The following is a 22131-nucleotide window of genomic DNA, read 5'->3' on the forward strand; positions in this document are numbered from 1 at the left end:
ATGGTTATGAAACGGTCACTGTGTACCTTTTTTCGCCCTTCTTTTTCTCAGTCTGATGGTTGACTGAATACCTGACAGGTTTTTCCTCAAACCTAATGAGGCCTTTTCTTTGGTGAAAAAACCTTGCGGCATCACTAATGGGTGATTTCGGTACAGTTATCTCGCTCATTACTCGTCTGGTTTATGGTGTCTACGTGGTAAAACTACCACGAGGCTCTCAACCAGAAAATGAGATCGGTCAACAGGCGAAAAAGACTTTTGTCAGTTTTTCTGACAAGTGTCAGGTCAACTCTTTTTTTGCCGCGAGGGCTGCTCCAATAATACCGGCATTGTTCCTGAGCTTCGCAGGCACCACCTTGGTGTCAAGATCCAGGTACCTGAAAAATTCCTTGTGTTTTTTGGAGATGCCGCCGCCCACGACAATCAGATCGGGCCACAGCAGAAATTCGAGCCTCTTGAGGTATTCATTGAATCTTTTGCCCCAAACGTCCCAGTCAAGCTCTTGCTTTTCCTTCACACTGGCAGATGCATAGTGTTCCCCGAAAGTGTTGTTCACCATGATATATCCCAGCTCAGTATTAGGGAAAAGCCTTTTCTTGTAGAAGATGGAGGTGCCGATACCCGTTCCCGCAGCCACCATGATCACAGAACCCTTTTCCTTTTTGCCAGCACCAAACTTTACTTCGGCCAGTCCAGCTGCATCTACGTCGTTGATGAGGTGGGTAGGGCAGCCAGTGGCCATTTCGAAGGCCTTACCCGCATTGAGGCCAATCCACTTTTCGTCGATATTGGAGGCGGTCATCACGATTTCTTTCTTAATGGCAGCCGGGAAACCAATGCCAATGATGCCTTTCCAGTCAAAGTGTTCAACAATGGCTTTAACTGTGGCAATCATTGCGTCTGGCGTGGCTGGAGAGGGTGTAGGGATTCTGAACCGATCTTCCATGAATGAGCCTGTCCTTGTATCCACCGGAGCTGCCTTCATGCCTGTGCCACCAATATCAATGCCTAAAACCACCATTGTACTCTGTTTAAAGGATGTTTCCGCTAAGCTATAATATCTCTTTCTATATAAAAATTATTCTTTTACTCTCTTTTGTAGAACAAATAACTACCTACCTTCGTATTAGTTCTACAAAATAGAGTGACTATGAAAGGCGACGTATTGGGTGAGTTTGAAGAAATCATCTTGTTGATAGTAGGGGTGCTTGGCCAGGATGCCTATGGATTGGGTATCAGAGACGAACTTGAAAAGCAAACAGGCCGCAGTGCTGCCATAGGCGCAGTGCACGCCACGCTCAACAGGCTGCAAGAAAAGGGATACGTGGAGTCTGGTATGACAGAAGGAACGCAAGAGCGGGGAGGAAGACGAAAAAGAGTTTTTCAAATGACTGGTTTGGGAAAAAAGGCACTGATTGAGTCAAAGGATGTGCGTGTCAATTTGTGGAGCCAGCTGCCTGATTTGAATGTTGGAAAAATATGAACAATTCATCTCCAGACATCGGAAGACCACCCATTTGGGCCGACAGGTTATTGGAATTCTTCTGTAAAGGTGAGTTGCTGGAAGAGGTGCAGGGTGATCTTGCCGAGTACTATTTCAGAATATATCAGCAGAAAGGAAAGAGGAAGGCGGGTATCGTCTATTGGTACCATGTGATCAACTTCCTGCGCCCTTTTGCATTAAAAAAGCTAAAGTCAAACTCAAATACAACAACAATGATTCGTTTCAACTTAATGATTGCCCTCAGGAACCTGAACCGCTACCGGTTCTATTCTTTCCTGAACATCTCCGGCCTCGCCATAGGGTTGGCAAGCTGCCTTTTTATCATGCTTTTTGTGATGGATGAGCTCAGTTATGACAAGTTCCATCCCGACTATAAAAGGATATACAGGGTGGCATCAGACCTGAGGTTTGGCAACAACCAATTCGATTTCCCTGTTACACCTGCTCCCATGGCAGAGTCGTTCCAGAAAGACTTCCCGGAAATTGAAATGGCTGGCAAAATGCGAACCTACGGCACCGGCCTGGTTAAAAGAGGAGACTCCTTTTATAAGCAAAAGAACATCTTTTATGCTTCGCAGGGGCTGCTAGATATATTTGGGTTTCCCACAGTATACGGCTCCCTGGATGATGCCATTACCGAACCCAACACGATCGTTTTGTCCCATTCGTCCGCCAAAAAAATATTCGGAGACGTTGATCCTGTTGGAGAGAGAATAGAGATAGATGGCCGATTTACTGTAAAGGTTTCGGGCGTGTATGAAGATTTGCCTGAAAACAGCCATTTTCACCCGGAGCTCTTAATTTCGATAGAAAATGACCGAGGCAATGACAATGTTTGGCTGGGCAATAACTACTACACCTACTTTTTACTGAATCCCCAGAATGACGAAACAGGACTTGAAGCGAAATTTGCCTCCGTGTATGAAAAATATTTCGCTCCGCAGCTCAAGGAAATGGTGGGTGTGGACTTTAATGAGATGATGGCAAGTGGCGATCATATCAACTACTACCTTCAACCAGTGGCCGACATTCACCTTAATTCACATTTGGCCGTTGAAGTGGAAGCCAATGGAAGCATGGAGTACGTTTACATTTTCAGCGCCATTGCTTTGTTTATTCTGGTCATTGCTTGCATCAATTTCATGAACCTGTCTACAGCAAGAGCCGCCATGAGAGCCAAGGAGGTGGGAGTCAAAAAGGTGCTCGGATCGGTGCGTGGGCAGCTCATTAGCCAATTTCTTACTGAATCTATTCTGTTCGCCTTTCTGGCTTCCGTGGTAGCTGTTCTTCTCGTCGTATTGTTGCTGCCGCTTTTCAACAGTTTCAGCGGAAAAGAAGTCGGCCACATCCTGCTCGATCAGCCAATTGTTTGGGTTTATCTCGTTGCTTCGGTGTTTGCCATTGGTGTATTGGCGGGGCTTTATCCAGCCTTTTATCTGTCGAAGTATCAGCCCACAGCAGTTTTGAAGGGTACTTACCAGGCAGGTAGCAGAGCCAGCTGGTTTCGAAATGTGCTGGTTGTTTTTCAATTCGCCACTTCGTTGTTCCTTATCATCGGGTCACTTACGGTGTACAGTCAATTGAATTACACGCAAAACCGGGACCTGGGCTTTGATAGAGAACAGGTAATAATACTTGAAAATGTTGGTAATCTTGGAGACAAGAGCAAAGTACTCAGGAACGAACTAGCCAAGAACGCTTCTGTCGTAAATACTTCTATATCATCCTTTTATCCCCTGAGTGACTTCCGTTCTGACCAGCCGTTTCTTCCGGAGGGCACCACCAGCATCGAAGAATCAGTTTCGTGCCAGGTATGGTCTGTTGATTTTGACTACCTAAAGACCTTTGAAATGGAGGTTGTCAGCGGGCGGGACTTCGATATCCAAATGCCAAGTGATTCTTCCGGGGTTGTAATCAATGAGACGGCTGCGAAAAGGTTTGGGATTGACCAGGCACATGGCCAAAAGATCAAGGTGCTTGGTGATTTCGGCATACAAGGTAAAAAGGAATTCACCGTTCTCGGCGTGGTAAAGGATTTTCACTTCGAGTCGTTGAGAAACAATGTAGTGCCTGTTTTACTGTTCATTACAAAATACTCGGCTGACCACATGGCTGTCAGACTAAAGACTGACAACCTTTCCAGGACCCTGGCTGATCTGGAAGAAACATGGAGTCAGGTGGCCGGGGGCATTCCTTTCGAATATCAGTTCCTGAACCAGTCGTTCGAAGCAAAGTACCGGTCGGAGAGCCAGCTGGGCACTATCTTCGCCGTTTTTTCAGGGTTAGCCATCTTTATAGGTTGTCTGGGACTATTTGGACTCTCGGCTTACACTGCCGAAAGGAGAAAGAAGGAGCTTGGTATTCGCAAAGTGCTGGGTGCTGAGGTGTTCTCACTGGTGAGGCTGCTGTTCACCGAATTTTCCGTGCTGTTGGTGATTGCCATAATTGTTGCTATTCCATTGGCCTGGTATGCCATGAATCTTTGGCTCAACGACTTTGCTTACAGGGTAGGCCTGAGTTTGGGCACTTTCGTTGTGTCCAGCCTGATAGTCATCCTGGTTGGATTGGTCACCGTCAGCTTCCAATCCTTTAAGGCTGCCAGATCAAATCCGGTTGACAATCTGAAATACGAATAGTAAGCCAGACAGGCAAGGTGTCAGACCAACTTGTTTCTTTTCAAGCTCTCCCGTAGTTTCTCTATGGGAGGGTTTTTCATTTTATCGTCGCCCACTACTACCATCGGGAATTTTACCTGCCCTCCGTTCATCGCCTTCACTTCCTCCATTGCCTTGTCATCTTTTTCGATGTCCAGAAATTCGAAGTCTACCCACTCACTTTGCAGGTAATTACGAAACCCTGATGTTTTTGGGCACCAGTCGGCACCATAAAGTTTTGGCTTTTCGCTCATACGGAAGAGGTTTTGGCAAAAATATTAGAAAGTCTGTCGGCATTTTGAATGACCAGCGGAGTAATAGCCATTGTTATGATAGCAACCGGAATGAAAACTTTAAAGTTCGTTTCTGAAATCAATCCCTGATTGAAGCCAGCTTTCACAAGGATAAACGAAAACTCTCCGATTTGCATGATCATGAGCGAAGAAATGATCGCCGTTTTAGTAGATACACGGAGCGATTTTCCAGCGAGGAAGCCACCGAAAAACTTGACGATGAGAATTAGGAATACACCCATCATCACAAGCAAAGGGTTTTCAAGAAAGACCCGATAATCGAGGAGCATACCAAGTGATATAAAAAAGAAGCTGATAAAGACGTACCTGAACGGTAAAAAGCAGCTGATGGCCAGTTTGTTGTAGTCAGTTTCAGCCACAATCAATCCTGCTATAAACGCACCCAGTGCCAGCGAAAGCCCTAGGTAGGAAGTGATCGTGGTTATCATGCAAACAATAAAAATGGTAGCGATCAGAAAAACCTCCTGGCTTTTCGTTTTCATCACCGTAGCCAGAAACGGTGGTATCAGGTATCGGGCAGCCAGCACAGCCCCGGCTAAAAGCGCCCCAAGTTTCAGTACCAGGATGGCTATGTCCATGACCCAATCGCTACTCTGCCCCGACAGGATAGGAACCAAAAGCATCATGGGAACGATGGCAATGTCTTGAAACAACAGAATGGCAAGGATCAGCTTGCCGTGGCTCGTTGGAATTTCTATTCTGTCCTGAAGCTGTTTGATCACTATGGCAGTGCTGCTGCAAGTGACAATAAACCCCAGAAATACTGCCTGGTTCCATGAAACACCGAATAGCTTCGAAAGAAGCGTTGAAAGCAGAATTGTGAATATCACTTGAAGCGTGCCTCCCACCAGTACGTATTTCTTAATTTTCAGGAGGTTCTTGATTGAAAACTCAAGCCCTACCGAAAATAGAAGCAGAATAACACCAATCTCCGCAAACACCTCCACCTCGGTGGCCCCATTTAATATGCCGAACGTGGTGGGGCTCACAATGATGCCTGTCAGCAAAAAACCAACGAGATAAGGGATTTTAAAATAATTACATGCAAGTACAACCAGGATAGTAATACCGAAAATTATACCTATAGTAAGTAAAATAGGAAGATGCATAGGGGAACTGGATTGGTGGTATGCTTTTGTCTAAAATTTCATGAAATTTCCAACAATAGCAAAAATTCAATCGCAGAAGTAGTAATTTGAAAGGCTCACGCCGGAGAATTGAATATAAAGGGCAACACTCAGCAAAGAAGGCCTTGCCGGAGCGGGAGTGAAGTGGTGCCCATAGGGCCGACGATAGTAGAAGTGCAGAAGATTGAGAAAAAACAAAAAATGCTTTCAAATAGCTTTGTGTGCGCACACATTTTTTATACCTTGCAACAGATTTGGAAACAAACGACACCAAGATGACAACAAAAACCGCCAAGGGATACGACTTCGTCGCTGTGCCTGACATCAGAACAGTAGATAAAAAGGAACTGACACGTTTTGAGAGGATTCCCACAGAGATTTTGCCTACCAGTCAGCTGGCATCGCTGACCGTGGCCAGGGAAATTGCTGAGCTGATTAAGTCCAAAGCTGCCAAAGGAGAAAAGTGTGTGCTGGGACTTGCCACAGGTTCCACACCAACGCAGGTGTATAACCAGTTGGTAAGAATGCATAAGGAAGAGGGGCTCAGCTTCAAAAATGTGATCACATTCAACCTGGATGAGTACTTTCCTATGCAACCAAATGAGTTGCAGAGCTATGTGCGGTTCATGAAGGAGTACCTGTTTGACCATGTAGACATCGACATGGCTAACGTAAATATTCCTGATGGCACTGTGGCCAAGGAAGATGTTTACGAATACTGCCGGAACTATGAGGCGAAAATCGACAGCGTAGGCGGTATTGACCTACAGCTTTTGGGCATCGGCCGCACCGGTCACATCGGTTTCAACGAGCCAGGTTCTTCAATAACCTCTCCAACAAGAATGATCACCCTCGACCACATCACAAGGGTGGATGCCGCAAGTGACTTTTTTGCACAGGAGAACGTCCCACGCCATGCCATTACCATGGGCGTCGGCACTATTATGAAAGCCAAGAAGATCATTCTGATGGCCTGGGGCGAAGGGAAAGCCAAAGTTATAGCAAGAACAATTGAGGGCGAAGTTTCGGAGCAGGTACCTGCTACTTACCTCCAGCGTCATTCAAACACCCAATTTTATCTCGACATTTCTGCTTCAGCAGAGCTCACAAGAGTGAAAACCCCATGGCTGGTGGGTGAGGTTACCTGGGATGATTACTTATCGAAGAAGGCTATTATCTGGCTTTGCCAGAAGATGGAAAAGCCTGTCCTCAAGCTCACCGACAGAGATTATGCAGAACATGGCATGAGCGATTTGGTCACGGAGCATGGCCCCGCCTACCAGATCAACATCAGGTTGTTCAACGAGCTGCAGCACACTATCACAGGTTGGCCTGGCGGAAAGCCTAATGCCGACGATACACACAGACCAGAAAGGGCAATGCCTGCAACAAAACGTGCGATCATCTTCAGTCCACACCCCGACGACGATGTAATCAGCATGGGAGGTACGTTTATAAGGCTGGTCGATCAGGGGCATGAGGTTCATGTAGCTTACCAGACATCTGGTAATATTGCCGTGTTCGACGATGATGTGATCCGTTTTGCTGACTTTTTCCGTGACTTGAGAAAAGAATTCAACTATTCCAATCCTCAGGAAACAGATCTCTATAAAGGAGTGAAGGAAGCTTTGAAAAAGAAAAAGCCAGGAGAGGTAGACACACCAGAAGTGATGAAGATCAAAGCCTTGATCAGGCGTTCAGAGGCCAAAGCGGGTGCCAGGTATGTCGGCATTCCTGATGAGCAAATGCACTTTCTGGACATGCCGTTCTATGAAACTGGCAAGGTGAGAAAGAAGCCTATTGGCGAGGATGATATTAAGCTCATCATGGATCTGCTTGACAAGGTGAAGCCTCACCAAATCTATGCCGCTGGTGACTTGTCGGATCCGCACGGTACGCACAGGGTATGTCTTGACGCCATTCTCCAGGCTGTTGACAGAATGAAAGGTGAGAAGTGGATGGATGACTGCAGGGTTTGGCTCTACAGAGGTGCATGGCAGGAATGGGAGATTGAGAACATCGACATGGCTGTGCCAATTAGCCCTGACGAACTCATGAGGAAACGAAAGGCCATCTTCAAACACCAGTCGCAGAAGGACGCTGCTGTGTTCCCTGGCAACGACGCCAGAGAGTTCTGGCAGCGGGCTGAAGACCGAAACCACGACACCGCAAGGATTTACGATTTACTTGGCCTGGCTGAGTACGAAGCCATTGAAGCTTTTAGAAGATATTATTTTTAACAAAAAGGGGGCGCTAAGCCCCTTTATTTTTTATGGAAAAGAAGCCAATTAAGATTGCAGTCGCCCAATTTCAACCTAAGGATGGCGACAAAGCTTACAATCTCTCAGTCATTGACAAGCTCGCCAAAGCAGCCAGCGACAGGGGTGCTGACGTCATCAGCTTTCATGAAATGTCGGTGACAGCCTACACGTTTTTCAAGAACCTTTCAAAGGATGAGGTATTTGGCCTGGCTGAGGCAGTTCCAAATGGCCCAAGCTGTCAGCAGTTGATAAACATTTCCAGAAAACACAACATAGCAGTGTTGGCTGGCCTTGTGGAACTTGACGGGGACAAAGTATATAACACCTATGTGTGTGCAACAAAAGATGGTGTGATAGCTAAGTTTCGTAAGCTTCATCCATTTATTAGTGAATACCTGAGTCCCGGCAACGAGTATGTTGTTTTCGACCTGCTGGGTTGGAAGTGTGGTATCCTGATTTGCTACGATAACAATGTAGTGGAAAATGTGAGGGCCACCGCACTATTGGGTGCCGAGGTTATTTTTGCACCACACGTAACCATGTGTACGCCGTCTGCCATGCCGGGCAGAGGTTATGTCGACGATGCTCTCTGGCAAAAAAGAGACGTCGACCCCGTGCCACTTCGCATGGAGTTTGATGGCCCGAAAGGAAGGGCCTGGCTACTCCGCTGGCTACCAGCAAGGGCCTATGACAATGGTGTGTACTACGTCTTCACAAACCCTATCGGCTATGACGGGGAGCATCTGAAAAATGGCAATTCCCTTATCCTTGACCCGTATGGGGATGTTTTAACTGAAATCAAGTGCTTTGAAGATGAAATAAGCCTGGCGACCATAACACCGGAAAAGCTTACACTGGCAGGTGGCTATCGTTACAGAAAGGCGAGGAGACCTTCACTCTATAAAGATATTATCGGCAAAGAGCATGAATCAAGTACTCAGCCCACCTGGTTGAAATCATAGCCATTGTTGACGATCAACCGTCTTTTTAATTGCTTGCCAGCATAATTTCCCTGTAAGGGCCCCACTTTAAAGGGTCTTCTTTCTGCTGTTTTCTTTTGAGAATAACCAGCCTATCGCAGGTAAAAGATTTTTGGAAACGCAGGGTCTTGATATCATCCCAGGCTTTCTCAAACAAATCGAGGGGAATAGTTCGCCCGAGGGTAATGTGCGGATCGTAGCTATGCTTTCGTAGCCTAAAGAAGTTAGCCAGCCACTTTTGAAGGTAAACGATGCTGTCCTTTCTCTCTATGTTCACGTACAGCGTTCTACTTTTTTGCCCGTGAGAGTAGTAGTCAAAACCATTAACATCTACCTGAAAGGAGGGCATCCAACTAATATTCATCAGTTCCAGCATGTGGTCCATTTGATCAGTGCTGGAAATGTTAAAAAGAGAAATGTGCGGCGTAGAATGATGCCCTGCATATCGGCTGCCGATGGCATTAAAAACACGGTCTTTTAAAGCCACAACATCTTTTTCTATCTCTTTTAAATGGATCAAAAACAAATATTCGAACACCTGCTGACTTCTCTGGGCTGGAAACAAGGAAGAACTTTCGCTCATCTGGATCAAATTTTAGTCTTGGTTTTCATATTAGTAAAAAGAAACGATTTAATTCGCCATAAGTTTACAGATCATAGTTTTTCGAACACAATTGGATGCAGTACCTCGTAGGTTTAGACATTGGCACTACCAGCACAAAGGCAGTGGCATTTGGCATTGATGGCAGGCAACTCAAAGTAGTCAATAATAATTACCCTCTTATTTCTCCGCAGGAAGGTTGGTTTGAACAAAACCCGGGACAAATTGTCAATGCGTCGGAGGCTGCGCTGAACACGCTTGTTGAACAGTTAGGTGAAAAGCCGCTGGCTGTAAGCATCTCGTCGGCCATGCACGGGCTGATGCTGATAGGCAGAAATGGAGAACCTATAACGAACCTGATTATTTGGGCGGACAATCGAAGCGACAAAGAAGCCAGACAACTAAAAGCCAGTAAAGAAGGGGCTGCCATCTATTTTGCGTCAGGTACACCCATTCACCCCATGTCGCCGCTTTGCAAATTGCTCTGGTTACAAAAAAATCGACCAGACCTGATGCAGCGGGCAGAGAAATTCGTTTCGATCAAAGAATACATTATCCATAGATGGACAGGGGAGTACCTGTTGGATCAGTCGCTGGCTTCAGCCACCGGGTTGTACAATAACGAGTCGACAAAATGGAATGACCTGGCGTTGCAGGTGGCCGGAATAAGGGAGGGGCAGTTGCCTGAGGTGGTACCAACAACGACGATTCTCCCGAAGCTCAAAGCTGGCGTCGCTCAGCAGCTTGGTGTTGAAGCGGATACTCCGGTGGTTATCGGGGCCAGTGATGGCTGCCTGGCCAACCTGGGATCAGGAGTGCTTGATGCAACTACCGCCTCGCTCACCATCGGCACCAGCAGCGCCTACCGCAAGACTATAGACAAATTTGTCAGAGATGAAAAGCAAAGTGTATTCAACTACATCCTCACAAGTGACTTGTACGTTGTTGGCGGGCCATCTAACAATGGTGGAGTGGTGGCCCAGTGGTTCGAAAAGGAATTTGGCGATGGAGAGTTTGACGAACAGGCGCTGCGATCTGTAAGGCCCGGCAGTGACGGTTTGATTTTTCTCCCTTACCTGCTGGGTGAAAGAGCGCCGATTTGGGATCCGGAGTCAAAGGGTGTGTTTTTCGGCGTACAGATGAACCACACGAAAAATCATTTTTATAAGGCCGTGTGGGAAGGAGTTTTCCAGGCAGCCCATCATATTGCGGAAACTGTTGACCAGGTAACCGGAGAGGTAGAAAAAGTGGTAGTCAGTGGCGGCTTTGCCAAGTCAGATTACCTGATTCAAACCCTTTCCAATGTGCTTCAGAAGCCTTGTTGGCTGTGCAATTCTGCTGAAAGTTCGGCATTTGGAGCGGCTATTCTTGGCATGCATGCCATTGGTGAACTGAACGATTTGAAAGATGCGTCGAAGCTGGTGCATTTCGAAAAGGAGTTTTTGCCCGACCCGGCGGAGGCAGAGGTGTACAGGGATGGCCTGGAAAAATCGAAGAGAATCTACGGCAGACTTAAAGATGAGTTCAACTAAAGTGCCAATGGGCCGCTCACAAACGGTACTTTAGTAGCCTTTGGTATACTTCCTGAATGGGTAAGCCCACCACATTGAAATAGGAACCTTCTATGCCTGTGATGCCAATCATGCCAATCCACTCCTGGATGCCATAGGCACCTGCCTTGTCGAACGGTTTGTAGTTACTGATATAATAATCAATTTCTCCATTGGTTAACCCTTTGAAAGTTACCCGGGTTGATACCGAAAAGGCGTCAGTCCCGTCTGGTGCTGCAATGCAGACACCGGTAATTACATCATGTGACCTGCCCGATAGCCTTGTAAGCATTTCAAAAGCCTCTTTCTCGTCGGCTGGTTTTTCCAAAAGCTGGTTATCCAGCACAACTGTCGTATCGGCTGTGACAATGATGGCATTGGAAAGCTTTTTGCAATAAAAGGCACTTTTTTTCCTGGCCAGGTATTCACCCACGCCCGTTTTTTCCAAGGCGGCTGGGTAGCTTTCATCCACCTGCTCGGTGTAGACTTCAAAATTAAAGCCGGCTTCTCTCAGCAGCTGTTGCCTCCTGGGGGAGTTAGAGGCTAGAATCAAAGGGTGACGTAAATTCATCTTCTAGAATAGATCCAAACAGAAAACCGCAAATGACTTTGGGGTAAAAATAAGTAGACTTTTGAGGGAGGGTATACCCACTCAAACACACTTCTTTGATTGTTTCGATAGATATGTCTTTGGTAATCACCGCAAACTGTGCCTCTCCGCTCAATACACTTGAATGACATTCAGTGAAATTTCGTTCGAACGATATCTTTTCGGATCTCGTTTGGTCTTTGCCGGCAATGCCCAGTATCTTTTCGAAAATAAAATAGTGCATCACGGTCAAATCAAGCTCTTTGATTTTATCAGGAAAGTTCCAGTCAATGAGGTCGATGCATTCTGGCTTGAGTCGTATTTTGTAGGCCTCGTCACCCATAAGTAAACCAAAAGCCCATTGCTTACCGAGAATGATCTCATTGACATCGGAGGCATTTTCCACCAGTTTAATAATAAAATAAGCAGCCAGCTTTTCGAGAAGTTGGGCCGGGGCAAAGTCGGAGATGTTTTTCACCAGGCGATGGGTAGGCAAAATTCTTAAATCGTGTGCCTCCGTGTTGGTGAAGTACATCATATGGTAATTGAAGGCTTCTTTGCCAGTGGCCGTCGGCTCTTTGGCCAGTTGCATTTTTTTGTACCTCAACGATCCCTCATACCGGTGGTGTCCGTCCGCCAGTATTATCTGCTTGTCTCGCATGATTGATACGATCTTTCGAATCGATGCCGCATCATTCACCACCCCGAGCACATCCCGCACTCCCTGATAGTCTTCCGCTTCATAAATTGGCTGCTGGATGCCAGCATCCAGCATCGCCTCTATCTGGAAGTCGGAGTCGGTATACAACCCGTGCGTGGGGCTCACGTTGAGTTTCGTTTCTTCGAGAATGGCCACCCTGTCGTCAACCGAATGCGGCATCGTGCTTTCGTGTCGCATCAGCACTTTGTCCGACCAGTCGTAAGCCCGGATAAAGGCAACAAAGCCTTTGCGGCAGTATTCTTTGGTGTCGCCAGGCAGGGTAAAATACTGGAAGTAACTATAAATGCCCGGCACCATGTCCTGAACAATTACTTTTTCGTCCTTCCACTGCTGGAGAGTTTGCCCTGCTTTCCAGGCGGCGTTCTCTCCCTGGGGCACCGACAAATGGATGCTATTGTGTGGATTTTGGTACAACCTGGCTCTTTGCTTCTCAGAAACAACGTCGAAAAGGGGGGAAGTTAGTTCGTCAATTTGTTTTCGCAGCTTGTAGTTGTATCTCCAGGCTTTAAAGGGTCTTATCTCTGCCATTCCTTTCTGCTACAGTTTTGCTCTTCGTTTCCACCGGCTCAACTTTGCATCCGACGGGGAACTGGATGTTTTTTCCATGGTACCGGTTTGATTGACAGCTATTTGCTTTACTCCCAGGAGGGCTGCTATCTGCGCTTCCTCTTCTGTTAGGCCAACATCCAGCGACGCCGGAGTGAAGTATTTCTCAACAAACCTGGTATCGAAATTTCCCGATGCAAAGGCCTCATGCTGAAGAACAAAACTGCAGAATGGCAGTGTCGTTTTTATGCCTGATATTTTGTACTCGTGTATGGCCCTGAGCATTCTCCCGATGGCAAGTTCTCTTGTTTCGGCATGCACGGTCAGCTTGGCAATCATTGGGTCATAATATATAGGTATATCCATGCCTTCTTCAAAGCCATCGTCCACCCGCACACCAAGTCCCTGTGGGCGCACATAGGTAACCAGCTTTCCAATGTCAGGCAAGAAGCTATTGGCCGGGTCTTCTGCGTATACCCTCACTTCCAGTGAGTGGCCGTGTATTTTTAAATCCTCTTGTTTAATTTCCAGCGGCTTGCCTTCAGCAATCAATATTTGCTGCCGAACAAGGTCTATTCCTGTAATCTGCTCGGTGACCGGATGCTCTACCTGCAAGCGGGTGTTCATTTCAAGGAAGAAGAAATCCAGATTTTCATCTACTATGAATTCGACGGTTCCAGCGCCATAATAGTCGCATGCTTTGGCCACTCTCACTGCTGCTTCACCGATAGCCTTTCTTTTCTGTTCACCATAAATGGAAGAAGGTGCTTCCTCAATAACCTTTTGATGCCGCCGCTGAATACTGCATTCCCTTTCAAATAGATGGATGATGTTGCCATGCTGGTCGCCCAGCACCTGCACCTCTATGTGTCGTGGCGATGTAATGTATTTTTCAATAAAAACTGCACCGTCTCCAAAAGCTGATTCTGCTTCGCTGATGGCCCTTTGCATTTGTTCTTCAAATTCACTCTCCTCGTTCACAATCCTCATTCCCTTGCCGCCGCCGCCTGCACTTGCTTTAATAAGTATTGGGTAGCCCACTTCGGCAGCCTGCTTTTTGGCTTTAGCTATATCTGTGATCGCAGTCTGGATACCCGGCACCATGGGTATGTCGTAGTGAGAAACAGCCTCCTTGGCCGCCAGCTTGCTACCCATCACCTCAATAGAAGCAGGAGAGGGGCCAATGAAGATAAGTCCGGCCTTCGCTACTTTCGCAGCAAAGGCAGCGTTCTCGGAGAGAAAACCATATCCGGGGTGAATGGCGTCAGCCCCGGCTTGTTTTGCCACGTCAATGATGGCGTCCATCCGAAGGTAGGATTCTTTGGATGGCGGTGGCCCAACACAGAAAGCTTCATCGGCATAGCGAACATGCAAGGCCTTCCGATCAGCTTCGCTGTATATCGCAACAGTCTTTATCCCCATTTCCCGGGCTGTCCGCATCACTCGCAGGGCTATTTCGCCTCTGTTGGCAATTAATATCTTCTTAATGTTGGGCATTGATGTTGTTTTGACAGTCAGTGAGCACAATGCTACTTATTTCAATTATAAATTCTAAACTCCCCATGTATTATTTAAAGTTGGTTTGATATGCCGAATTATTCCTATTAGATTTGTGTGTTTTTTGAAAAACTTGCACAGATAACGCTAAATTAATAAATGGATCTTTTTGAGAAACTTCTTCAGGACAAGGGACCACTAGGTCGTCATAAGTTCATCGATGATAATTACTACATGTTCCCCAAACTTGAAGGGGAAATCGCTCCAAGAATGATGTTCAAAGGCCAGGAAGTACTTACCTGGAGTCTCAACAACTACCTTGGCCTGGCCAATCACCCGGAGGTGAGAAAAGTGGATGCTGAGGCAGCTGCTAATTGGGGACTTGGTTATCCAATGGGTGCGAGAATGATGACCGGCAATTCAAACTACCATGAGCAACTTGAGAAAGAATTGGCCAAGTTTGAAGAAAAGGATGATGTGATGCTGCTGAACTACGGTTACCAGGGAATCATGTCTGTAATAGATGCTCTTGTTGATAGAAAAGATGTTATCGTATACGATGCAGAATCACATGCCTGTATCATAGATGGTCTTCGCTTGCATATTGGTAAGCGTTTTGTGTATCCACACAACGACATGGTCAGTCTTGAGAAGCAACTGCAAAGAGCTACGAAGCTTACTGAAGAATCTGGTGGTGGTATCCTTGTCATTACAGAAGGTGTTTTCGGAATGAGTGGCAACCAGGGTAACCTGAAAGGTATTGCAGCACTCAAGAGTAAATACAACTTCAAGCTTCTTGTGGATGATGCACATGGTTTTGGTACTATGGGCAAAACGGGTGCTGGCACAGGAGAGGAGCAGGGAGTTCAGGATCAAATCGACCTTTACTTTTCTACCTTCGCCAAATCTATGGCGAGCATCGGTGCTTTTGTGGCTGGTGAAGCAGAAATTATCGACTTCCTTCGTTACAATACAAGGTCTCAAATTTATGCCAAGTCTATCCCAATGCCTTTGATCATTGGCGGGCTTAAGAGACTGGAAATACTAAGAACTCAACCTCAGCACAAGGATAACTTGTGGAAGATTGTTCGTGCTGTACAAGACGGCTTCCGGGCTAAAGGCTTTAATATTGGAACTACTACCTCGCCGGTCACGCCGGTGTTGCTAAAAGGTGATCTTTATGAGGCAGCAAACCTTGTAAGAGACCTTCGAACTAATCACGGTATTTTCTGCTCGATGATTGTTTATCCGGTGGTTCCCAAAGGAGTGATTATGCTCCGAATTATCCCAACTGCTGTGCATACCCTGGAAGACGTTAAGGTGACCATTGCCGCCTTTGAAAAAGTTAAAGGCAAATTAGATGAAGGAATCTATGCAAAAGCAGGGTCAAAAGGTGCTACAGTTGGATAGTTTTCCACAAATTAGCACTCGGGATATGCATTTTTAAACAATTTATTTATATTGCTCAACCTTTTTAATTCATCAATAACCTAAAATTCTTACATATGAAAAGATTTGACCAAATCAGAGATTTAGTTATGTCACTTGAAGGAGACTTCGTGAAATTTTATGACAAAGAAAACCAAGCTGCAGGTACGAGAGTACGTAAAGGCATGCAAGAGCTGAAGAACTTAGCTCAAGAAATTAGAATTGAGGTTCAGAACAAGAAAAACGGTTAATTAGTTATATAACCTGCTTACTTATAAAGGAATCTATGGCCTTCGGAAGTTTTCCGAAGGCCTTTTTTTGTACCAACAATAAGAGGGGTTTTTCAGATACTGCCGATAGCAGACTTGATCCTGGCTTTCAGTGTGCTACTCGCTGAAACCAAAGGCATTCTCACCCGGTCGTTGCCGATGCCAAGAGCGCTTACAATGGCTTTGATACCCGTAGGGTTTCCTTCTTCAGTAGTGAGCTGAATTACTTCATACAACTTGTGTAAAACATCGCTCGCCTTTGCAGCGTCACCGGCCAGCGAATGACGAACCATTCCACTGAACTCGGCTGGGAATGCATTGGCTATGACCGATATCACACCGCTACCTCCAATCGAAAGTATGGGCACAGTTAACACGTCATCTCCCGATATCAGCTGAAAGCCTTCAGGCATTGACCGGGCAACTTCTATGCACTGCACTAAATCGCCCGAAGCTTCTTTGATGGCAATGATATTGGGGTGCTTTGCCAGTTCCAGTGTAGTTGAAGCTTTAATATTGCAGCCAGTCCTTCCGGGTACGTTGTACAGTATGATGGGCAGCTTGCTATGGTCAGCCAGGTAGGTGAAATGCTGCAGTAATCCTGCCTGGTTGGGTTTATTATAATAAGGTGTAACGGAGAGTAGGGCCTTTAAAGGATATTGCTCCAACTGTGGCATGAAGTCTACAAGCTCTTTGGTATCGTAGCCACCAAGGCCAAACACAACGGGCAGGTTCTTGCTGTTGTTCTTGAAAACGAATGAAAGTATTTTGTGTTTTTCCGCTATGGAAAGAGTAACAGACTCACCTGTTGTGCCCAGCACCACCAGGTAGTCAACCCCGCCTTCGCTTACGTGATCAAGCACTTTCTTTAAAGCGTCGAAATCTATCTCCAGCTGTTCATTAAAAGGAGTAATCAGGGCTACCCCAGTCCCACTTAACCAATCATGCATTTGCCCTTAGTTTTTTGATATAGAAGTAAATCTTGTCGAGGAATACCTCGAAGTCAGTAGAAGGGTCAATGTGTATCATCAGTTGGTAGAAGTCTTTCCTTTCTACCATAAAGTGTCCAATCTTACACTTTGCATTCGCTCTGGATAAGATGTTGTCAACGAACTCATGAGATTCAGTATCTAAATTGATAAGGAAGTCAAAGTTGCGAGTCAAAAATAGGTCTATTTCTTCAGAAGTTAGCTTACCCCACACAGATAAGTTGTCAGTAGAGTAGCGGGGAATTCTATACTGGGAGGTGGCTTCCTTTTTTGGGAAGAAAGCCAATGTGGTCACTTCTTTTTTATCTATTTGAATTTGGCGAATGAAGCTTAGCACCTTTTCATAGTGCTCGTCGTTCAAATACTTGAAAATGATCCCTATTTGATCTGCATCAGAATAACCAGGTGACACTTGCAGTGTACTTTTTCTAATTGCTTTTTTCGTATGAACCGGTAGTAATAGTTTGCCCAGCATTAGTTGATCATTTTTAGGAAGTCGTCTTCTGAAATAATTTTCACACCAAGCTCGTTGGCCTTCTCAAGCTTTGCAGGCCCCATATTATCACCAGCCACCAGAAAGTTGAGCTTGGCCGAGACTGAGGATACGACCTTGCCACCATTTTGTTTAATGATGCTCTTCAAATCGTCACGTTCAAATCCTTTGAAAACACCGCTAATGACAAAAGTTTGTCCGGCCAGTTTGTCGCTGGCAGCAACGAACGCTCCACCTTCCGTTTTGAGTTTCAACCCGGCTGCCGAAAGTTTATTAATGAAGTCCACATTTTTCCCTGAGCCAAAAAAGTCAATCACCGACTGAGCGATTCTTTCGCCAATTTCCGGTGCCTCCAGCAGCTGTTCATAGCTGGCCTTGCTGATTTCCTCGATGCCTCCAAAATGCGTCGCCAATTTTTCAGCCACTGTTCTTCCCACGTACCTGATGCCCATGCCGAAGAGAACATTTTCGAAAGGCTGCTCTTTCGACTTTTCAATAGCATCGATAATGTTGCGGGCAGATTTCTCCCTCAGGCTTCTGGTAACAGTATCGCCTTTTTTCTCCGAATAGCTGGAAAACTCCAGGCCATTAAGTTGTTCAAAGGTCAAGAAATAGATATCCGCTGGGTCTTTGATCAGGCTGTGACTGAGCAGGCCAGCAATAGTTTCAGGCCCCATGCTTTCGATATTCATGGCATTGCGCTGAATGAAATGCTCGATGCGGCCTTGTATCTGCGGTGGGCAACCGTCGGTGTTGGGGCAATAGTGCACTGCCTCACCCTCGGTTCTCACCAGAGGCGTTCCACATTCCGGGCACTTATCAAGATAAACTACTGCCTGGCTGCCCGGTTTCCTTTGTGCCGTGTCGACACCCGTTACTTTGGGAATAATCTCGCCTCCCTTTTCAACAAACACCATGTCGCCGACCCGCAGGTCGAGTCGGGCAATTTCATTGGCATTGTGTAACGAGGCCCGCTTCACAGTGGTGCCAGCCAGCAGCACTGGTTCTAATTCTGCCACCGGGGTTACTGCGCCGGTCCGCCCGACCTGATAGGTAATGTCGAGCAACTCGGTGATCGCACTTTGTGTTTTGTATTTGTAGGCAATGGCCCAGCGGGGACTTTTGGCCGTAAAGCCCAGCAGCCGCTGCTGAGTTATTGCATTCACTTTAATCACAACGCCGTCGGTATCGAGCGGTAAGTCAAGCCTTTTTGTTTCCCACTCAGCAATGTACTTCAGCACATCGTCTATAGTGGCGCATTTTCCATAGGTAGGGGATACGTTGAATCCCCACTTTTCCAGCAAGTGCACTGCTTCCTCGTGTGTTTGTATAAGGCTTTCCACGCCAAGCAGTGAGTATACGTAACAGTCGAGGCGGCGCTTGGCCACTGCTGCTGAATCCTGCTGTTTCAGTGTGCCTGATGCAGTATTTCTTGGATTAGCCAAAAGAGGCTCGCCTATGTCTTCCTTTTCAGCATTGATCTTGTCGAACATTTTCCGGGGCAGGAAAACTTCACCCCGCACTTCAAACGCTGATGGATAGTCTCCGTCTTTGCCAAGTCGCAGCGGGATACTGTGGATGGTTCTGGCATTGTTGGTCACATCATCACCCTTTGTTCCGTCGCCTCTGGTCACGGCCCGGGAAAGACGACCGTTTTCGTAGGTAAGGCTGAGTGCAACACCATCAAACTTCATTTCGCAGAAATACTCGTAAGGCGCACCCTCCAATGCTTTGGATACCCGCTGATCAAAATCACGGAGTTCCTGCTCAGAGTACGTGTTTCCCAGCGAAAGCATGGGATACTTATGCTCAACGGATTCGAAGTCTTTGGTGACTGTGCCACCAACCCGAAGTGTGGGAGAATTTTCGTCCACAAACTCAGGAAACGCAGCTTCAAGCTCCTGGAGCTTTTTTAATAGTGTGTCAAAATCAAAATCGGAGATTTCTGTCCTGTGCTCCTGGTAGTAAAGGCGGTTGTGGTAGTTTAGCTCCTGGCTAAGCCTTGCTATTTCTTCTCTGGCTTCTTCCTTGGTCATGATGGCAAATTAAGGCACCTAAATTTCTACAAATAAGCTGTCAAATGCATCATTCTTCCAATTTTTTCATAGCCTCGGTCAGCTGCACTTCTGTGTGAGTAAGCTTTTCCTTGCAGTAGAGGATCAAATCGGTCGCCCGCTGAACCATTTTTGTTATTTCATCCACATCCAATTCGGCACTTTCTATCTTCTCCACGATACCCTTTAGCTCATCTAACGCTTCGGAATAAGACAATTTTATATTACTCATGGTCATTAAGGCTTTTTATTTGAGACGTTAAGACCCCATGGCTGTAGTGAGTCACAATGGAATCCCCATTCTTTAATTTACTGTTCTTCAAAAGTTTCCCCTCCAGGGTGGTAATGCTGTATCCCCTTGCCAATACTTTTTTTGGGTCGCTGGCTTCAACCGACTTCTCTGCTATAGCCAGCTGGTTTTTTGCGGCCTTCAACTGCTCATTCACTGTGTGGATAGTAGTAGCGGAAACTTCTCTAAGGCGGTTTCGTTCCCGTTCTATCTTCCATTTTGCCGACTGCGCTATATCTCTTTTAACGCTGTTGATATAGGAGAGACCCTGCGCCATTTGTTGCCTGGCAAGGTAGTTCAGGTCTTTTGAAAGTTGCCCCAGCAGGTGCTTCTGACCTCTCATTTCTTCATCAACCTGCCGCAAAAGCCTGCTTGCCATCCACTGGATAGACTCGGTGAACGCCTCGAAACCTTCAAGGATAAAATCGGCCACGGCGGTAGGGGTCTTGAGCCGGGTGTGTGCCACCATATCGGCAATGGTTTCGTCTCTTTCGTGGCCTATGCCGGTGAGCACAGGCAGGGGAGCATTGGCTATGGCCGCACAAACATTGTATTCGTTGAAAACGTCCAAATCGAGCTGTGCACCCCCACCACGGATGACAACGATAGCATCGAAGTCATCTTTTTCGTTGGAAATATTTTCGATGGCCCTGAGGATGGCTCGCTCAGCTTCATCTCCCTGCAAAGTCACAGGAAAGAGCTTCGTCGACACCGCATAGTGTTTTTTATTGTTTTCCAGCTGATGCAAAAAATCGCCATAGCCGGCAGCGGTGGAAGAGCTTATGACAGCAATTCGTTGTGGGACAACAGGAAGCACCAAACCTTTGTTGCGATCGATAAGGAACTCTTCAGTTAACCGTGAAATGACCTCCTGCTTTTTTCTCTCCCTTTCTCCAATGGTGAAGTTGGGGTCTATATCTTTGATGGTCAGGTTGAGGCCATATACTTCGTGAAAGCTCACCTGCGCATTGGCCAGTATTTTAATTCCCTGCCTTAAAGAGTTGCCGGTTATTTTCTCAAACCATTGATTGATGTTCCTGAAGTCGTAGGCCCAAATGGCTGCCCGAAGTTTGGCTTTCACCTGTTGATGGTCTTTTTCAAGCAACTCAAGGTAGCAATGCCCCTTGGCATTCACCTTCATGTCGCCAATTTCGGCTGTTACCCAATAGGAAGGGGCGAGGTTGCCGGAAATAGCATCCTTGATAGTAAAGGCCAACTCTGAAAGGGTTACAGTCTGCATCTGAACAAGAAAACCCAAATATAAAGAATCTTACTTCTTTTGGCGGAGTGGAATCATATAACCCAGGCTTGTGCTGAAATAGCTATTGGGTTTGGTGTCAGCCAGCGACTCCCCGGGCAACTCAACGGGTATGTTGTAGGTGTAGGAGAGAAGCAAGCTAAACTGTTTGTACCTGAGGGAGATGGGGGTAGAAAAGCTTACGTTCATCAAGCCAAACACATCCCTGGTTTCGGGTGTCAGCACTCTTCTTCGCAGCCTGGGAAAGCGCCTGATCAAACGCTGGATTCTTGGATCCGTGAGGTCTACATTGAAACGGTAGGAAACTAGCTCCTCGTTGCCAAATAGAAAATTAGCGGAGGGGAACAGCGTAATTTTATCGAGAAACCAAACTTTTCGAAACACGATGTTACCAGACAAAGCGCCGGAAAGGCGGTGTGCATCATTATTTCCAAAAAGATACGTGTAGTCGATGGTGGCATACAACCAATCGGCGTCAAAAAATAGGGTGCCATTAAGCCCGTTAGGAGGAGCAGTAATGACAGAATCGGAGACTGTCTGAGCATAAAAAGACCTTTCGAAGGCAATATTATAGGAGAGCCATTTGGTGGGAAGCCCTAGATAGCCCGCACTTAATACAGTCAGGCTATAGTTGGGCTCAAACTGACTGTTCCAGTAGCCGGAAACATCTGCAAATGCACCGCTGTGGTGATAAAAGGAAACACCCGGCGTTAGCCCGTACTGCTTCACGCTAAAATCTCTGCCAGCTGAAGTGACCCTGCTGGTGTAGGAAAGCCTGACATTCAATGTTGACGACTTTTGAGTAGCGGAAAGCACACTGTCGATCAACCTAAAGATTGACAGCGAGTCCATGTCGTCAAAAATGGACAATGAGTCTTCATAAGATAGCTTATAAACTGTAGTGGTGTCCTCCTGCGCCGCTGAGTCGAAACTCAAAAAGGCAAAGCCTGCAATCAATGCAAGCTTTGCCCATGCCAAACAGACAAAATGTATTCTCCCCCTTATGA

At 46.5% G+C, this 22131-nt stretch carries 21 protein-coding genes; 7 read left to right on the forward strand and 14 right to left on the reverse strand.

Annotated elements, in window-relative coordinates; genetic code table 11:
• Positions 1 to 4: 4 nt before the first annotated feature.
• Both RT717_RS10490 and ppgK read right to left on the reverse strand, forming a co-directional pair.
• Positions 5 to 169, reverse strand: coding sequence for a hypothetical protein (locus RT717_RS10490; RefSeq protein ID WP_317491686.1), 165 nt, complete (start codon positions 167 to 169; stop codon positions 5 to 7).
• 111 nt (positions 170 to 280) lie between these two features.
• On the reverse strand, positions 281 to 1021 hold the full coding sequence (gene ppgK / locus RT717_RS10495; RefSeq protein ID WP_317491687.1) for a polyphosphate--glucose phosphotransferase: 741 nt from the start codon (positions 1019 to 1021) through the stop codon (positions 281 to 283).
• A gap of 129 nt (positions 1022 to 1150) precedes the next feature.
• Here ppgK and RT717_RS10500 point away from each other — a divergent pair, with 129 nt between their 5' ends.
• Together RT717_RS10500 and RT717_RS10505 are read left to right on the forward strand one after the other, a co-directional pair.
• Entirely contained in the window at positions 1151 to 1483 is a 333-nt protein-coding gene (locus tag RT717_RS10500; RefSeq protein ID WP_317491688.1) for a PadR family transcriptional regulator, read from the forward strand.
• Positions 1480 to 4140 carry an ABC transporter permease gene (locus RT717_RS10505; RefSeq protein WP_317491689.1) on the forward strand — a complete coding sequence of 887 codons (2661 nt, stop codon included), beginning with the start codon at positions 1480 to 1482 and terminating at the stop codon, positions 4138 to 4140. The genes RT717_RS10500 and RT717_RS10505 overlap by 4 nt, the downstream gene beginning before the upstream one ends.
• Positions 4141 to 4160: 20 nt before the next feature.
• Here the strand turns inward: RT717_RS10505 and RT717_RS10510 are convergent, their stop codons facing one another.
• A complete protein-coding gene (locus RT717_RS10510) occupies positions 4161 to 4412 on the reverse strand; it encodes a glutaredoxin family protein (protein WP_317491690.1) in 252 nt (83 codons plus the stop codon).
• On the reverse strand, positions 4409 to 5581 hold the full coding sequence (locus RT717_RS10515; RefSeq protein ID WP_317491691.1) for a cation:proton antiporter: 1173 nt from the start codon (positions 5579 to 5581) through the stop codon (positions 4409 to 4411). The genes RT717_RS10510 and RT717_RS10515 overlap by 4 nt, the downstream gene beginning before the upstream one ends.
• Positions 5582 to 5874: 293 nt before the next feature.
• Between RT717_RS10515 and nagB the strand changes: the two genes are divergently transcribed.
• Positions 5875 to 7839 carry a glucosamine-6-phosphate deaminase gene (gene nagB / locus RT717_RS10520; RefSeq protein WP_317491692.1) on the forward strand — a complete coding sequence of 655 codons (1965 nt, stop codon included), beginning with the start codon at positions 5875 to 5877 and terminating at the stop codon, positions 7837 to 7839.
• 32 nt (positions 7840 to 7871) lie between these two features.
• Positions 7872 to 8822 (forward strand): nitrilase family protein, encoded by a 951-nt coding sequence (locus RT717_RS10525; RefSeq protein WP_317491693.1) that lies wholly within the window; start codon positions 7872 to 7874, stop codon positions 8820 to 8822.
• Between the two features lie 25 nt (positions 8823 to 8847).
• Here RT717_RS10525 and RT717_RS10530 read toward each other — a convergent pair whose 3' ends face one another.
• On the reverse strand, positions 8848 to 9423 hold the full coding sequence (locus RT717_RS10530; protein WP_317491694.1) for a 2'-5' RNA ligase family protein: 576 nt from the start codon (positions 9421 to 9423) through the stop codon (positions 8848 to 8850).
• Between the two features lie 95 nt (positions 9424 to 9518).
• Between RT717_RS10530 and RT717_RS10535 the strand changes: the two genes are divergently transcribed.
• Positions 9519 to 10973 carry a gluconokinase gene (locus RT717_RS10535; RefSeq protein ID WP_317491695.1) on the forward strand — a complete coding sequence of 485 codons (1455 nt, stop codon included), beginning with the start codon at positions 9519 to 9521 and terminating at the stop codon, positions 10971 to 10973.
• A 16-nt stretch (positions 10974 to 10989) separates the two neighbouring features.
• Here RT717_RS10535 and RT717_RS10540 read toward each other — a convergent pair whose 3' ends face one another.
• The 3 genes from RT717_RS10540 to RT717_RS10550 are packed head-to-tail and all read right to left on the reverse strand — an operon-like array spanning position 10990 to position 14344.
• Entirely contained in the window at positions 10990 to 11562 is a 573-nt protein-coding gene (locus tag RT717_RS10540; protein ID WP_317491696.1) for a Maf family protein, read from the reverse strand.
• Positions 11528 to 12829: a DUF1015 domain-containing protein gene (locus RT717_RS10545; protein WP_317491697.1), complete on the reverse strand. Its 1302-nt coding sequence runs from the start codon at positions 12827 to 12829 to the stop codon at positions 11528 to 11530. The genes RT717_RS10540 and RT717_RS10545 overlap by 35 nt, the downstream gene beginning before the upstream one ends.
• A gap of 9 nt (positions 12830 to 12838) precedes the next feature.
• Positions 12839 to 14344, reverse strand: a complete 1506-nt coding sequence (locus RT717_RS10550) for an acetyl-CoA carboxylase biotin carboxylase subunit (protein ID WP_317491698.1) — start codon at positions 14342 to 14344, stop codon at positions 12839 to 12841.
• A gap of 159 nt (positions 14345 to 14503) precedes the next feature.
• On the opposite strand from RT717_RS10550, the gene RT717_RS10555 reads away from it, so the two are divergent.
• Complete coding sequence (locus tag RT717_RS10555) at positions 14504 to 15754, forward strand: aminotransferase class I/II-fold pyridoxal phosphate-dependent enzyme (protein ID WP_317491699.1); 1251 nt, start codon at positions 14504 to 14506, stop codon at positions 15752 to 15754.
• A 95-nt stretch (positions 15755 to 15849) separates the two neighbouring features.
• Positions 15850 to 16023 carry a histone H1 gene (locus tag RT717_RS10560; protein WP_151996684.1) on the forward strand — a complete coding sequence of 58 codons (174 nt, stop codon included), beginning with the start codon at positions 15850 to 15852 and terminating at the stop codon, positions 16021 to 16023.
• Positions 16024 to 16115: 92 nt separating this feature from the next.
• Here the strand turns inward: RT717_RS10560 and dapA are convergent, their stop codons facing one another.
• Genes dapA through RT717_RS10590 form a run of 6 tightly spaced genes read right to left on the reverse strand, consistent with a single transcriptional unit; the run spans position 16116 to position 22102 of the window.
• Positions 16116 to 16991 (reverse strand): 4-hydroxy-tetrahydrodipicolinate synthase, encoded by an 876-nt coding sequence (gene dapA, locus RT717_RS10565; protein ID WP_317491700.1) that lies wholly within the window; start codon positions 16989 to 16991, stop codon positions 16116 to 16118.
• Complete coding sequence (locus tag RT717_RS10570; RefSeq protein ID WP_317491701.1) at positions 16984 to 17505, reverse strand: DUF6913 domain-containing protein; 522 nt, start codon at positions 17503 to 17505, stop codon at positions 16984 to 16986. The genes dapA and RT717_RS10570 overlap by 8 nt, the downstream gene beginning before the upstream one ends.
• The gene (gene ligA / locus RT717_RS10575) at positions 17505 to 19559 is read right to left on the reverse strand and encodes an NAD-dependent DNA ligase LigA (protein ID WP_317491702.1); all 2055 of its coding nucleotides are present in this window, start codon (positions 19557 to 19559) and stop codon (positions 17505 to 17507) included. The genes RT717_RS10570 and ligA overlap by 1 nt, the downstream gene beginning before the upstream one ends.
• 49 nt (positions 19560 to 19608) lie before the next feature.
• Positions 19609 to 19809: an exodeoxyribonuclease VII small subunit gene (xseB, locus tag RT717_RS10580; protein ID WP_317491703.1), complete on the reverse strand. Its 201-nt coding sequence runs from the start codon at positions 19807 to 19809 to the stop codon at positions 19609 to 19611.
• The gene (gene xseA / locus RT717_RS10585; RefSeq protein WP_317491704.1) at positions 19802 to 21106 is read right to left on the reverse strand and encodes an exodeoxyribonuclease VII large subunit; all 1305 of its coding nucleotides are present in this window, start codon (positions 21104 to 21106) and stop codon (positions 19802 to 19804) included. The genes xseB and xseA overlap by 8 nt, the downstream gene beginning before the upstream one ends.
• A 30-nt stretch (positions 21107 to 21136) precedes the next feature.
• On the reverse strand, positions 21137 to 22102 hold the full coding sequence (locus RT717_RS10590) for a hypothetical protein (protein ID WP_317491705.1): 966 nt from the start codon (positions 22100 to 22102) through the stop codon (positions 21137 to 21139).
• Positions 22103 to 22131 lie beyond the last annotated feature (29 nt).

This window comes from Imperialibacter roseus (genome assembly GCF_032999765.1).
Lineage (GTDB): Bacteria > Bacteroidota > Bacteroidia > Cytophagales > Cyclobacteriaceae > Imperialibacter > Imperialibacter roseus.

Bases quoted from the DNA above. Each gene is read 5' to 3' on its own strand.
- RT717_RS10515 (WP_317491691.1), bottom strand. From the start codon at position 5,581: ATGCATCTTCCTATTTTACTTACTATAGGTATAATTTTCGGTATTACT.
- RT717_RS10525 (WP_317491693.1), top strand. From the start codon at position 7,872: ATGGAAAAGAAGCCAATTAAGATTGCAGTCGCCCAATTTCAACCTAAG.
- RT717_RS10505 (WP_317491689.1), top strand. From the start codon at position 1,480: ATGAACAATTCATCTCCAGACATCGGAAGACCACCCATTTGGGCCGAC.
- ppgK (WP_317491687.1), bottom strand. From the start codon at position 1,021: ATGGTGGTTTTAGGCATTGATATTGGTGGCACAGGCATGAAGGCAGCT.
- RT717_RS10510 (WP_317491690.1), bottom strand. From the start codon at position 4,412: ATGAGCGAAAAGCCAAAACTTTATGGTGCCGACTGGTGCCCAAAAACA.
- RT717_RS10570 (WP_317491701.1), bottom strand. From the start codon at position 17,505: ATGCTGGGCAAACTATTACTACCGGTTCATACGAAAAAAGCAATTAGA.
- RT717_RS10535 (WP_317491695.1), top strand. From the start codon at position 9,519: ATGCAGTACCTCGTAGGTTTAGACATTGGCACTACCAGCACAAAGGCA.
- nagB (WP_317491692.1), top strand. From the start codon at position 5,875: ATGACAACAAAAACCGCCAAGGGATACGACTTCGTCGCTGTGCCTGAC.
- RT717_RS10500 (WP_317491688.1), top strand. From the start codon at position 1,151: ATGAAAGGCGACGTATTGGGTGAGTTTGAAGAAATCATCTTGTTGATA.
- xseB (WP_317491703.1), bottom strand. From the start codon at position 19,809: ATGAGTAATATAAAATTGTCTTATTCCGAAGCGTTAGATGAGCTAAAG.
- RT717_RS10490 (WP_317491686.1), bottom strand. From the start codon at position 169: ATGAGCGAGATAACTGTACCGAAATCACCCATTAGTGATGCCGCAAGG.
- RT717_RS10550 (WP_317491698.1), bottom strand. From the start codon at position 14,344: ATGCCCAACATTAAGAAGATATTAATTGCCAACAGAGGCGAAATAGCC.
- RT717_RS10560 (WP_151996684.1), top strand. From the start codon at position 15,850: ATGAAAAGATTTGACCAAATCAGAGATTTAGTTATGTCACTTGAAGGA.
- RT717_RS10540 (WP_317491696.1), bottom strand. From the start codon at position 11,562: ATGAATTTACGTCACCCTTTGATTCTAGCCTCTAACTCCCCCAGGAGG.
- RT717_RS10530 (WP_317491694.1), bottom strand. From the start codon at position 9,423: ATGAGCGAAAGTTCTTCCTTGTTTCCAGCCCAGAGAAGTCAGCAGGTG.
- xseA (WP_317491704.1), bottom strand. From the start codon at position 21,106: ATGCAGACTGTAACCCTTTCAGAGTTGGCCTTTACTATCAAGGATGCT.
- ligA (WP_317491702.1), bottom strand. From the start codon at position 19,559: ATGACCAAGGAAGAAGCCAGAGAAGAAATAGCAAGGCTTAGCCAGGAG.
- dapA (WP_317491700.1), bottom strand. From the start codon at position 16,991: ATGCATGATTGGTTAAGTGGGACTGGGGTAGCCCTGATTACTCCTTTT.
- RT717_RS10545 (WP_317491697.1), bottom strand. From the start codon at position 12,829: ATGGCAGAGATAAGACCCTTTAAAGCCTGGAGATACAACTACAAGCTG.
- RT717_RS10555 (WP_317491699.1), top strand. From the start codon at position 14,504: ATGGATCTTTTTGAGAAACTTCTTCAGGACAAGGGACCACTAGGTCGT.